This is a genomic window from Streptomyces sp. SID3212 (assembly GCF_009865405.1).
GTDB lineage: Bacteria > Actinomycetota > Actinomycetes > Streptomycetales > Streptomycetaceae > Streptomyces.
Map to the genome: position 1 here is coordinate 1 of NZ_WWJY01000583.1, position 12399 is coordinate 12399.

Sequence of the window (12399 nt, forward strand, 5' to 3'; positions counted from 1 at the left end):
TGGCCCAGGGCCAGTAGCGCGCGGGCCAGCGCCGCCGCGCCGCCCCTGTTCTCCGGCAGTACGGCGTCGGCGCGCAGGCTCCGGTGCCGGCTGACGACCGCGACCCGGCCGCCCGCGCGGACGTACGGGGCGAGTTCGGCGTCCAGGGTGCGTTCCCAGGCGCGGTCCTCGAAGCCCGAGCCGATCAGCAGGATGGCGCGGGCCCGTTGGGCGCGGAGCATGGAGACGTACGCGATCTCCCTGGCCGGTTCCCGGAAGGTGCTGGCGAGCATCACCAGCACGTCCTGCTCGGCGGCGGCCCGCATCACGCCGCCGGCGATCGCGGCGAAGTAGGGGTCGCCCACGTCGTGGCAGATCACGCCGACGGTGTTGCCCGCCGCGCCGGCCAGCGCCTGGGCATGGGCGTTGGGGATGTAGCCGAGGAGATCGGCGGCGGCCCGTACCCGCAGGCGCAGTTCCTCGCGGACGCGGGTGGTGCCGTTCAGGGCCCGGGAGGCGGTCGCCAGGGAGACCCCGGCGCGGCGGGCGACGGCATCGAGGGTGACATGGGCGTGCGCGGCGAGCGGTTCCGGTCTGCGTGCTTCCCGTTCACTCAACTCGACCCCCGGAATTTAGGGACGACCTATTGACCGTATGGACGGAGAGTCATTAGCGTGGCGATCACCGTACCAGAAAGCGCTTTCTGAAAGCGCTTAGCTCTTGTAACTGCCCGGATCACCCGAGGAGTTCACTGTGAGCCAGAGCCAGTCTCCCAGCGCGAGTCCGAGTCAGGTGCAGAGCGACGGCCCGGGTCGGTTCGGGAAGAGCGGATCCGGTGCGTCCGGCGTGTCCGGTGTGTCGGCGCGCGACCGGCCGGGGGCGGGTGAGCGGCTGGCCCGGGTGGTGGACGCGGGCTGGCGGCCCGCCGTCCTGCTGGTCGCCTGTTTCGCCGCCTGGTGGATCGTCGCGGCGGCCGAGCTGGTGGAGCCGTACCTCGTCCCGTCGCCGGGCGCCACCCTGGACGTCCTCACCGGCAAGACGAGTTACCTCTGGCAGCACACGTGGGTGACGACCTACGAGACCCTGCTCGGCTTTGTGATCGCCGTCGCGGTGGGTGTGCTGGCGGCGGTGGTGATGGTCTACTCGTCGACCGTCGAGAAGACGCTCTACCCGATCCTGCTCTTCGCCCAGGTCGTGCCGAAGATCGCCGTCGCCCCGCTGTTCGTGGTGTGGCTCGGCTTCGGCATCACACCGAAGATCCTCATCGCCGTGCTCATCGCGTTCTTCCCCGTGGTGATCTCGATGGTCACCGGGCTCAAGGCGGTTGACCCGGAGATGCTCCAACTCTCCGCGACCATGGGGGCGAAGCCGTGGCAGACCTTCGTGAAGATACGGTTCCCGGCCTCGCTGCCGCACCTGTTCTCCGGGCTCAAGGTCGCCGTGACCCTGGCCGTGACGGGGGCGGTCGTGGGTGAGTTCGTCGGGGCCAACGAGGGGCTCGGCTATGTGATCCTCCAGGCGAACGGGAACCTCGACACGCCGATGCTCTTCGCGGGGTTGCTGGTCATGTCACTGATCGGCGTGGTGCTCTTCGTCCTGGTCGAGATCGCCGAGAAGCTGTTGCTGCCCTGGCACGCCAGCCGCCGGGACGTGGGCGCGACCACGGCGTTCTGATTCGTACGGCGTACCGCCCCGGTCCCGCACGCCCACCGTTGCCTCCCTCGCCACCGCTTCCTCACCGCTGCTTCCCCCACCGCGTACCGATCCGCCCGACTCCGTCCAGTGAAGGGCCTCGCCATGCACGCGCGCAGACTCATGACCGGCCTCGTACCGCTGCTCCTGGTGGCGACCGTCACCGCCTGCGGTGACGACGGACCGGCGACCACGACCAGTGACTCCGGCAAGAAGCTCGACAAGGTGACGCTGACGCTCAACTGGTACCCGTACGGCGAACACGCGCCGTTCTACTACGGCAAGCAGCAGAAGATCTTCGAGAAGCACGGCATCGATCTCACCATCCGGGCCGGCCAGGGCTCGCAGAAGACGGTCCAGGCGACCGGCGCGGGTCAGACGGACTTCGGCTGGGCCGACACGCCGGCGCTGCTCAGCGGGGTCGACCAGGGCGTCAGGGTGAAGAGCCTCGGGGTGTTCCTCCAGACCACGCCGTCGTCCGTGCAGTACTTCGCGGACCAGAAGGTGAGCGCGCCGGCCGACCTCAAGGGCAAGACGATCGCGGGCACGGCGGGGGACGCGCTCAGCAAGACCTTCCCGATCTTCCTGGAGAAGAACGGTCTGGACGAGTCGGACGTCAAGATCCAGAACACCGATCCGGCGGGCAAGATCGCCGCCGTGATCTCGGGGAAGACGGACGCCCTCCTCGGGTACGCGAGCGACCAGGGCCCGACCATGCAGGACAAGGCGAAGAAGCCGGTGTCCTACCTCCGCTTCTCCGAACACGGCCTGAACTTCTACTCCAACGGCCTCATCACGGGCCAGAAGATCCTCTCGGGGAGGAGCGAACTCGCCGGGCGGATGGCCCAGGCGGTCAGTGAGGCGTGGGCGGCGGCGGAGAAGGCGCCCGAGCCCGCGATCGCCGCGATGCACGGCGCGTCGGAGCAACTGCCCCCGCACACCGTCCTGTCCGAGCAGTTCAAGACGACTCTCACCCTGCTCCACACCGACGCGACCGACGGCAAGGCGCCCGGGGTGAACACCGATGCCGACTGGCAGCAGACAATCGACGTCTTCGCCGAGGCCGGGCTGGTGAAGAGCCCGAAGGCGGTTTCGGAGTACTGGGACAGCGGCACGGCGCTGAAGGGATGACGATGGCCTCGGATGCGACGCTCCGGAAAGCGGGCGCGACGGACGGGACGCGGGCGGCGGCGGGCACGGGTGCGGGCGCGGGCGCGGGCTCGGCCGGTACGGCTCCGGCGGTGGGACTGTCCGGCGTCTCCGTCCGCTTCCGTACGAAGAACCGCGACGTCACCGCCCTGCGCGACGTCTCGCTCGACGTGGCGGCGGGGGAGTTCGTCGCCCTGGTCGGCCCCTCGGGCTGCGGCAAGTCGACACTGCTCAAGCTGGTCGCGGGCCTCCTCGACCCGTCCGCCGGGTCCGTACGGCTGCACGGCGAGGAGGTCCGCGGTCCGCGCCCCGACATCGGGTACGTCTTCCAGCGGGCGGCGCTGCTGGAGTGGCGCAGCGCCCGGCGCAACATCCTGCTCCAGGCGGAGATGCGCCGGATGCCGGCGGCGGCGGCGCGCCGACGGGCGGACGAACTCATCGAGATGACCGGGCTGACCGGCTTCGAGGACGCGTATCCGCACGAGTTGTCGGGCGGGATGCAGCAACGGGTGGCGCTGTGCCGGGCGTTGCTGCACAAACCGCCGGTCCTGCTGATGGACGAGCCGTTCGGCGCGCTCGACGCGCTCACCCGGGAGCAGATGAACCGCGAACTGCACCGGATCTGGCACGAGACGGGTACCACCGTGCTGCTGGTGACCCACTCCATCTCGGAGGCGGTCTATCTCGCGGACCGGGTGGTGGTGATGAGTCCACGGCCCGGCACGGTCACCGAGATCATCGACGTGGGGCTCCCGGCGGAACGCGACTACACGGAGACGCTGGGCCGCGCCGAGTTCCGCGAAGCGGCGTCCAGGATCAGGGCGTTGCTGGGCGCGGCCTCCGCGGCGGACTGAGCGGGGACGCCGTCCGGCGCGCGCCTCCCAGGCGTCGGAATCCCGGATCTGGGATATCCTCCCGGATGTGAGAGAAGAGGATGCCGGACCCGGGACCGACCGGGTCGATGTGTTGCTCGCCGCGCGCCTGGCGGAGCTGCGGAACGAACGGGGCTGGTCGCTGGAGGAGTTGGCGCGGCGCAGTGGTGTCAGTCGCTCCACCCTGTCGCGGGCCGAGCGGCGCGAGATCAGTCCTACGGCCTCGCTGCTCGGGCGGCTCTGCGCGGTGTACGGACGTACTCTGTCGCAGCTCCTCAGCGAGGTGGAGACCGAGCCCGCGCACCTGGTGAGGGCCGGCGTCCAGACCGTGTGGACCGACGAGGCCTCCGGCTTCGTACGCCGGTCGGTGTCGCCGCCGCAGGCAGGGCTGCGGGCCGAAGTGGTCGAGGGCACGCTGCGGCCGGGCGCGGACCTCTCGTACGACCGGCCGCCCGTACCCGGCATGGAGCAGCACATCTGGGTGCTCGACGGATCCGTCGAGATGACGGTGGACGGTACGGCGCACACCCTGCGCGCGGGCGACTGCCTCCGGACGCGGCTCTGGGGCCCGACACGCTTCCGCTGCCTCGGGCCGGAACCGGTCAGGTACGCCGTGGTGGTGGTCCTGCCATGACCACCGGCCCCGGCACGGTCAGCGAAACCCTCGGCGCCGACGAACTGCTCGACCGCCTCGACACCCTCGCCGATCTCCTCGTCGACACCGTCGCGGGCGGCGCCTCCGTCGGCTTCCTGCACCCGCTGGACCGTACCGCCGCCCTCGCCTGGTGGCGGGCACAGGCCGGTGCCGTCCGGGCGGGGGAGCTGTCCGTACGGATCCGCCGGGACGGTGAACGTGTCCTCGGCACGGTCGCCGTGGCGTACGCCGACAAGCCCAACGCCCGCCACCGCGCCGAGATCCGCAAACTCATGGTCCACCGCGACGCGCGCGGGCGCGGTCTCGGGCGCGCCCTCCTGGCCGACGCCGAGACGGCGGCGGCCGAGGCCGGGATCACCCTGCTGCTGCTCGACACCGAGACGGACAGCCCCGCCGAGACGCTGTACCGCTCGGCGGGGTGGACCGTGCTCGGTGTGGTCCCCGGCCACGCCGAGGACCCGGGCGGGACGCTCCGCCCGACCACCTTCTTCTACAAGGGACTTGGCGCCGAGCTCAGTACCGCAGCCGGGACAGGTACCGGTAGCTGTTCCGCGCGCTGACGAACGGGTCCGGCGGGGAGTCGTGCTCCACGAGCCACTGCTTCACACCCCCGCTGCGCGCCGTGTCGAACATGGCCGGGAAGTCCAGCACGCCGGAACCGACGTCCTCGAAGCCGCCGTTGGGCGCCATGTCCTTCACGTGGAGTGCCGGGAAGCGGTTCCGGTGCTCCACGAACAGCCGGCCCGGATCGTCCCCGCCCTTCGCCGCCCAGTACAGGTCCAGCTCGAACCCGACCAGGTCGGGATCGGTCTCCCTGAGCAGGATGCCGTACAGGTTCTCGCCGTCGACCACCACATGGTCGGCGTCGTGGTTGTGGAAGAGCACCTTGAGCCCGGACTCCCTGGCGAGGAGCCCCGCCTTGTTCAACTGCCGTGCCGCTTCCCGGTATCCGGCCGGGGAGTGCAGCTCGGCGGGCAGGCTGGGCACCACGACCCAGCGCCCGCCGAGCGTCCTGACGTCCTCGATCGCCTGCGGCAGACCGCTGCCGGCGACCGTGCCGTACCCGACGTGTTCGAGGACCGCCTTGAGCCGGGTCTCGTCCAGCATCCGCCGGATGTCGGCCGCGCTGTACCCGTGCCTGCCGCTGACCCCGACCGTCGCGTAACCGATCCGCGCCAGCCGTTCCAGCGTGCCCTTGAAGTCCGTCGCGAGGGGCGTGCGCATCGTGTAGAGGTGCATGCCGATCCCGGACGGCGGGATGCGCCGGACGCACCGGCGGGAGGCGGACGAGGGGGAGGCGGCCGGGGCCGCCGAGGCCGTCCCCGTACCCGCCGCCGTGCCGGCCCCCAGGGTGGCCAGGCCCACCGCCGTACCCACCGCTCTGCCCAGGAAGGAGCGCCGTGTGCCGGTCATCTCAACTGTCCTCTCCGCCTGCGTCGATCCGGACCGCGCCTGTGGTGGTGTCGCCCTTGTCGTCCGTGACGGTCAGGTGCGCCGTGTACGGACCCGGCCGTGCGTACGTGTGGCGTGCGGTCGGGCCTTCCGTGCCCGTCGCCTTGGTGTTGTCGCCGAAGTCCCAGTGGTAGGAGGCGATCGTGCGTCCCGCCGCCGGGGCGACCGTGCTGCCGAGCTGGAGGGTGAGCGGATCGGTGGCGCTCACGGGCGCCGCCGTCACGGTGACCTTCGTCGCCGGTTTGGCCTCCACACCCGGGCCGTTGAAGTGCAGCCAGTCCACGGCGAAGAGGTCCGCCTTCTCCGCCGACCACTCGGGGTTGACGAACACCGCGTACATCTTCACGGTGGTGCCCACCGGCCGGAGGTTGACGCTGGGCGACACGACGTTGCCCCAGCCGCCGGTGTTCGGGACGGTCACCGTGCCCATCAGCGGCCCGGTCGGTGAGCCGTTGCGGAACTCGATCTTCCCGCCGATACCGCCCGAGGCCGCGCCCACCGTGACGGACGTGACGCCCTTGAGGTTGACCGGCGAGAACGCGATCCAGTCGCCGTCCTCGATCTCGGTCAGCCGCTTGCCGCCCGACGCGTCCGCCCGGTCACCCGTCACCGCACCGCCGTTGGCGCCGCCGGTCTCGGTACGGTGCTCCGCCTCGCGGAACGTCGTGCGCAGCGTCAGCGCGGACGAACCGGTCAGCGCGGGCACGTCGCCGGCCCCGCTGTCCGTGTACGTGGCGGTGATGCCGTAGTAGAGATTCTGGCCGGGGCCGTGGCTGTCCCCGGCGTCCGTCACGATCTCGCCCGCGCAGCCCGTGTAGTTGTCCAGCGGATGCAGATGGCTGTCGTGCCCGAGCTGCGACTGGACGACCACGCGGGAGCAGTCGATCGCTCCGTCCTCGCCGGTCTTCCCGTCCTCGCGGTCCTTCACCTTCACCGTGAACGGGATGGTGTCGCCGAAGCTGAACATCCCGCCGTCCGGCGGCTGTTGGACGGTCACCACCGGCCGGGTGTTGCCGACCGTGATGTCCTGGACGGAGTTCGCGGTGAGGCCGCCGGGTCCGGTGACCGTCAGCCGCGCGGTGAACTGCCCCTCGGTCCGGTAGACATGGGAGGGATTCGCCTGTGTGGAGTCGGTGGTGCCGTTCCCGTCGAAGTCCCACGCGTACGTGGCGGGCAGATCACCGGGAACACCGGAACCCGCGCTGGAGAAGGTCACCTTCAGAGGGGCGACGCCGCTGTCCGGGGTCGCGGTGGCCTTGGCCGTGGGCAGCCGGTTGTCGCCGACGTGGTCGATACGGTAGATGCCCGAGCCCTCGTTGGTGCCACCCCGGCCCGTACCGCTGCCGAGCCCGAAGTCGATGACGTACAGCGCGCCGTCGGGGCCGAAGTCGGCGTCGAAAGGCTGGTTCCACTTCATGTCGGCGAACACGCCGTTGATGGACTGGAGATCACCCGCCTTCACCGGCGCGAACCGCGGATCCTTGAACGTCTGGTCCTTCTCCTGGAAGGAGAAGGTCTTGAACCAGGTCCTGGTCAGCTCGTAGTTGAACCACTTCCCCTCGAAGTACTCGGGGAACTTGGCCGGGTTGGGGTTCGCGGGGTCGTAGTCGTAGACGGGGCCGCTCATCGGCCCCGCGCCGCCCGTGCCCAGTTCGGGGAACTGCGCCGACGCGGAGTAGGCGTACCAGACCGTCGCGGGCTTGGCCGGCGGCAGGTCGCGCAGACCGGTGTTGTACGGCGAGTCGTTCACGAGCTTGCCGCAGTCGAACGTGGCGCCCGACGTCCTGGTGGCGAAGTCGTAGTCGTTGAACGGGGTGTTGTTGCCCGTGCAGTACGGCCACCCGTAGTTCCCCGGCTCGGTGATCCTGCTGTACTCGACGGTCCCCTCCGGACCCCGGTCGGCGACGGCGGCGCGCGCGTCGGGGCCGTAGTCGGCCACCATCAGTGCCCCGCTGCGCGGGTCGGTGGTGATCCGGAACGGGTTGCGCATGCCCATCGCGTACACCTCGGGGCGCGTCTGCTCCGTACCGGGAGCGAAGAGATTGCCCTCCGGGACCGTGTACGTACCGTCGTCCTCGGGCGTGATCCGCAGGATCTTGCCGCGCAGGTCGTTCGTGTTGCCCGAGGTGCGCTGGGCGTCCCAGGCGCGGCGGCCCTCGCGTTCGTCGATCGGCGTGAAGCCGTCGGAGGCGAACGGATCGGTGTTGTCGCCGGTCGCGATGTACAGGTCACCGTTCTTGTCGAAGGCGATCGAGCCGGCCATGTGGGAGTTGGCCCGGCCCTCGTCGCGCTGGGTCGGGACGGTCAACAGCCGCTTCTCGGAGCCCGGTTCGACGGTGTTCCCCGTCACGGTGAAGCGCGACAGGTTGAGCTGTTTCTCGGTCTTGTCGGAGTTCAGCAGATAGAGCCAGTTGTTCGTCGCGAAGTCCGGGTCGAGCGCCAGGCCGAGGAGGCCGTCGGACTGGCTCGTCATCTCCGGCGTGTACGCGAAGTCCAGGGCGGTCGAGACCTTCAGGGTCTTCTGGTCGATCACCTTGAGCTTGCCGGTGCGCTGGATGAAGAACAATCGGCCGTCCGGGGCGACGGCCAGCTCGAAGGGGTCGGCCAGATCCTCCGTGGCCAGCGCGGTCCGCTGGAAGGAACTGGTCTTCGTGGCCGTGCAGTCGCCCGGCTTGTTGCCCGCCGCCCACTGGATGCCGCCGAGGAGGTGCTTGCGGAAGGCGTCCTCCTGGAAGGCGGACGCGTCGTGGCCGCCCGCGGTGAACCAGGAGCGCCCGCCGTCGTAGTTCTGGCACCAGGACCAGGGGTGGTCGACGCCCTCGTCCAGACCGGTGATGCCGTCGTTCACCTTGATCTGGGCGAGTGTGTGGACCTTGCCGGTCGGATTGGTGCGCCAGTTGTACCACTCCTCCGTGCGCTCCCACAGCTCGGGAAGCCCCTTGGTGGAGGGGTGGGCCTGGTCGAGCACCTTGACGCGGCCGGTCTGGACGGCGGGGTGCTTGTCGAAGATCGCGCCGACCAGCCCCTCGTACCACCCCCAGTCGCGCTCACTGGCGGAGGCGGCGTGCAGGCCGACCCAGCCACCGCCGGCGCGGACGAAGCCCTGGAGCGCCGCGCGCTGCGGGGCGTCGAGCAGATCCCCGCTCTCCGGGGTGGAGTTGGTGTTGTTGAAGACGATCGCCTGGAACCGGGCGAGGTTGGCCGTCGTGAAGGCGGTGGCGTCGGTGGTGGCCTCGACCTCGAAGCCGTTCTCGGTGCCCAGCTGCCTGACGGCCTCGACCCCGGCGGGGATCGAGTCGTGCGAGAAGTTGGTGACCTTGGAGAAGACCAGGACGCGGAACGGCGCCGCGTCGGCCTCGGGCGGCGAGGCCATCCCGAGCCCGAGGACGAGTGCCAGTAACGCGGTGATCACAAGAAAGGGCGACGAGGTTCTCATGGGCGCTCCCGGGTGCTGGTGGGGCCGGCGGGTTAGAAAGCGCTTTCTGGAGTACGTCGCACAGCGTAGGTGGCGGTATCACAAGGGGTCAATGGGTCGGACGGGGCAGGGTGTGGCGCGGTCTTCACGGCCTGTTCGCCCGCCGGACGGGTTGATCGAGCCCGTCCGGCGCACGTTCACCCCCACCCCGCCGTACGGCGCTACGCCGCGTCGAGCTCCGCCAACTCCGCGGCCGTCAGGGTCAGATCGGCCGCCTCGACCGAGTCGCGGACCGTCGCAGGCCGGCTGGAGCCCGGAATCGGGATCACCGTGGGGGACTTGGCCAGCAGCCAGGCCAGACAGACCTGGTGCGCGCTCACCCCGTGCGCCTCGGCCACCCGGGCGAACGGGGCGAACTTCGACCCCAGTTCACCGGCCCGCGAGATGCCGCCGAACGGGCTCCACGGCAGGAACGCGATACCCAGCTCCGCGCACAGCTCCAACTCCGGCTCGCTGGAACGGAAGGCGGGCGAGAACTGGTTCTGCACGGAGACCAGCCGGCCGCCGAGGATGTCGTTGGCCTGCCGGATCATCTCCGGGTCCGCGTTGGAGATGCCCGCCTGCTGGATCTTGCCCGCGTCCAGCAGATCGCGGATCGCGCCGACCGACTCCGCGTACGGCACCTTCGGGTCGGGGCGGTGGAACTGGTACAGCCCGATCGTCTCCACCCCCAGCCGGCGCAACGACGCGTCGCACGCCGCCTTGAGGTACTCGGGCGAGCCGTTCAGCGTCCACGAACCGTCCCCCGGACGCAGATGGCCGCCCTTGGTGGCGACGAGCACCTCGCCGCCCCGGTCGTGGGACGCGAGCGCCTTGGCGATCAGCGACTCGTTGTGCCCGACCTCGTCGGCGTACAGGTGGTAGGCGTCGGCGGTGTCGATCAGCGTCACACCGGCGTCCAGCGCCGCGTGGACCGTGGCCACCGAACGGGTCTCGTCCGGCCGGCCCTCGATGGACATGGGCATACCGCCCAGACCGATCGCGCTGACGTCGACGGTCCCGATGCGGCGAGTCGTCATGGTGGGGGAGCCCTTCTGCTGCGGGGTCCCGCCGGTTCCGGCGGGACGTACACACCTTGGCAACCGTTCCACCGGGGCGTCCAACAGAAGAAAGCGAACACATTCAGCACGTACGCTTCTGAATCGTGGAACTCAGGCATCTCGAATACTTCGTCGCCGTCGCGGAGGAACGTCACTTCACGCGAGCGGCCCACCGGCTCATGGTCTCCCAGTCGGGACTCTCGGCCTCCGTCAGGGCCCTGGAACGCGAGCTGGGGGCCCCGTTGTTCGTACGCAGCACCCGCCGCGTCGAGCTCACCGGCGAGGGGCGCGCCCTCCTGGTGGAGGCCCACCGCGCGCTCGCCAGCGTACGCGCGGGCAAGGAGGCGGTCGCGGCGGTCCAGGGTCTCCTGCGGGGCACGCTGGCCGTCGGCACCGAGCAGTGCGTCACCGGCGTGCACGTGCCGGGACTGCTCGCCCGGTTCCGGTCCGAGCACCCGGACGTGGAGGTACGGCTGCGGCAGGCGGGCTCGGCCGCGCTCGTCGAGGACGTGGCGGAGGGGCGGCTCGACCTGGCGTTCGCCGCCCCGTCGGGACCCGCGCCCGACGGGGTGAGGCTCGTACCGCTGGCCAGTGAACCGATGGTGCTGCTCTGCCACCCAGGCCATCCCCTGGCGGGGGCGGCCGGGGTCGGGTGGGCGGACCTCGGCGGCGAGGTCTTTGTCGACTTCCACGAGGACTGGGGAGCCCGGGGCCTGAACGACCGCGCCTTCGCCGCCGCCGGTACGGCCCGGCGGGTCGCCCTGGAGGTCAACGACGTGCACAGCCTGATCGAGCTGGTCGGTCACGGACTCGGCATCGCGGTGGTTCCCCGGCCGATCGCCCGCAAGAAGGAGGCGGCCGCGCTGCGGACCGTCCCCCTGACGGGCGCGGAGGACCACTTCTGGGAGGTCTCGGTGGCGCTTCCCGAGGACCGGCGGACGGGCCCGGCGGCGCGCGAGCTGCTCTCGTACCTGCCGGACACGCCGCTGGGCGAGGCGGGCGAGGGCGAGCCCACGGGCTCCACCGCCCCTGCGGTCCCGGCTGCCCGTACGGCTCCCTCGGTCTCCGCCGACCGTACGGCTCCGTCGGTCCCCGCTCCCCGTACGCCTCCTACCGTCGTCGCCCCAGCACACCCCGGATGAAGGCCGCCTGCCCGGCGTGCTGGAGGTCGTCGGAGATGACGCTGACCAGCCGGACCCCCAGGGTGACGTGCGGGATCCACGCGTCGTCCACGACCCGGTCGAGGTCGGCGACCTTGAGGGTGCCGAGGTACTCGACCGTCCGGTCGTGGACGTCGTCGTGATAGCCGGTGAGCAGCTCCGCCGTGACGCCCGCGACCTTGGCGACGTCCTTGGGGGAGTGGCCGTAACCGGTCGACCCGTGGGAGAACGGCAGCTCGAACTGCCCGGCCCAGCCCCCCGACGTCCACACCTGGCCGGTCCCCGCCGCGTCCGAGACGTGGTCGTCCTGGATCCGGGTGAGGTGCCAGACGAGCCAGGCGATCGAGTTCGCCCCGTCGTCCAGTCGGGTGGCCAGCTCCTCCGGCGTGAGGTCCGCGACGACGTCGTGCACCACCTCGCGGATACGGCCGAAGGCGTCGATGAGCAGGTCACCGCTGGCGTTCATGGCTGACTCCCTACCTGTGCCCGTCCCTGTGCCTGTTCCTGTGCCTGTGTTCCTGTGCCCGTACGCGTGCTCCCGTCGGAGACGGCGGCACGGCTCCCGTACAGGTTCCCCCGGCGGACCGGAAGACGCTCCCCGGCGTCCCGGGCGACGGACCCCCGCGCTCCTCCTCCGTGCCCCGGGCTCAGTGCCTCAGGAACGCCGCGATCCGCTCGCGCAGGGACGCCGGGTCGAGACCCTGGGCGGCCACATGCTCGTGGAGCTGCCCGTACCGCCGCAGCTCACGCCGCGCCACTCCCAGCCCGAGCACGCGGTGCGCGGTGTCGGCGAGGGCGTCGTTGGCGGCGGCGGTGGACGTCCCGGCGAGGTACGGCTCCACGATCACCACGTCCGCCGCGTCCCCGGCCGCCACCGCCCGCCGTACCGCCGCGCCGTCGAAGGGCCGCACGGTGGTCGCGTACA

General features: G+C 70.8%; 11 protein-coding genes and 1 pseudogene. 6 read left to right on the plus strand and 6 right to left on the minus strand.

All coding sequences use genetic code 11. The features are described from left to right. Positions 1 to 596, minus strand: a 596-nt coding sequence (locus tag GT042_RS17445; RefSeq protein WP_161309635.1) for a LacI family DNA-binding transcriptional regulator, incomplete at its 3' end; no start/stop codon positions are given. Between the two features lie 175 nt (positions 597 to 771). Here GT042_RS17445 and GT042_RS17450 point away from each other — a divergent pair. The 5 genes from GT042_RS17450 to GT042_RS17470 all read left to right on the plus strand — a co-directional run bounded on the left by GT042_RS17450 (position 772) and on the right by GT042_RS17470 (position 4907). Beyond that, a complete protein-coding gene (locus GT042_RS17450; RefSeq protein ID WP_161309644.1) occupies positions 772 to 1653 on the plus strand; it encodes an ABC transporter permease in 882 nt (293 codons plus the stop codon). Positions 1654 to 1776: 123 nt separating this feature from the next. After that, entirely contained in the window at positions 1777 to 2802 is a 1026-nt protein-coding gene (locus GT042_RS17455; protein WP_161309636.1) for an ABC transporter substrate-binding protein, read from the plus strand. Then, the gene (locus tag GT042_RS17460) at positions 2799 to 3674 is read left to right on the plus strand and encodes an ABC transporter ATP-binding protein (RefSeq protein WP_161309637.1); all 876 of its coding nucleotides are present in this window, start codon (positions 2799 to 2801) and stop codon (positions 3672 to 3674) included. The genes GT042_RS17455 and GT042_RS17460 overlap by 4 nt, the downstream gene beginning before the upstream one ends. Positions 3675 to 3741: 67 nt before the next feature. Next, positions 3742 to 4326, plus strand: coding sequence for an XRE family transcriptional regulator (locus tag GT042_RS17465; RefSeq protein WP_345943809.1), 585 nt, complete (start codon positions 3742 to 3744; stop codon positions 4324 to 4326). Further along, positions 4323 to 4907 carry a GNAT family N-acetyltransferase gene (locus tag GT042_RS17470; RefSeq protein WP_161309638.1) on the plus strand — a complete coding sequence of 195 codons (585 nt, stop codon included), beginning with the start codon at positions 4323 to 4325 and terminating at the stop codon, positions 4905 to 4907. Before GT042_RS17465 ends, GT042_RS17470 begins: the two co-directional genes overlap by 4 nt. On the opposite strand, the gene GT042_RS17475 is transcribed toward GT042_RS17470, so the two are convergent. The 3 genes from GT042_RS17475 to GT042_RS17485 all read right to left on the minus strand — a co-directional run bounded on the left by GT042_RS17475 (position 4861) and on the right by GT042_RS17485 (position 10293). Next, positions 4861 to 5760: a sugar phosphate isomerase/epimerase gene (locus tag GT042_RS17475; RefSeq protein WP_161309639.1), complete on the minus strand. Its 900-nt coding sequence runs from the start codon at positions 5758 to 5760 to the stop codon at positions 4861 to 4863. The two genes, GT042_RS17470 and GT042_RS17475, sit on opposite strands and share 47 nt — an antisense overlap. A 1-nt stretch (position 5761) precedes the next feature. Then, positions 5762 to 9235, minus strand: coding sequence for a ThuA domain-containing protein (locus tag GT042_RS17480; protein WP_161309640.1), 3474 nt, complete (start codon positions 9233 to 9235; stop codon positions 5762 to 5764). 200 nt (positions 9236 to 9435) lie between these two features. Further along, entirely contained in the window at positions 9436 to 10293 is an 858-nt protein-coding gene (locus tag GT042_RS17485; RefSeq protein ID WP_161309641.1) for an aldo/keto reductase, read from the minus strand. A gap of 125 nt (positions 10294 to 10418) precedes the next feature. Here GT042_RS17485 and GT042_RS17490 point away from each other — a divergent pair, with 125 nt between their 5' ends. Further along, on the plus strand, positions 10419 to 11456 hold the full coding sequence (locus GT042_RS17490) for a LysR substrate-binding domain-containing protein (protein WP_161309642.1): 1038 nt from the start codon (positions 10419 to 10421) through the stop codon (positions 11454 to 11456). Here the strand turns inward: GT042_RS17490 and GT042_RS17495 are convergent. Then, on the minus strand, positions 11425 to 11940 hold the full coding sequence (locus GT042_RS17495; protein ID WP_161309643.1) for a DUF664 domain-containing protein: 516 nt from the start codon (positions 11938 to 11940) through the stop codon (positions 11425 to 11427). The genes GT042_RS17490 and GT042_RS17495 overlap by 32 nt on opposite strands. Before the next feature lie 181 nt (positions 11941 to 12121). Beyond that, a pseudogene (locus GT042_RS17500) lies at positions 12122 to 12399 on the minus strand (transketolase); the annotation flags it as partial.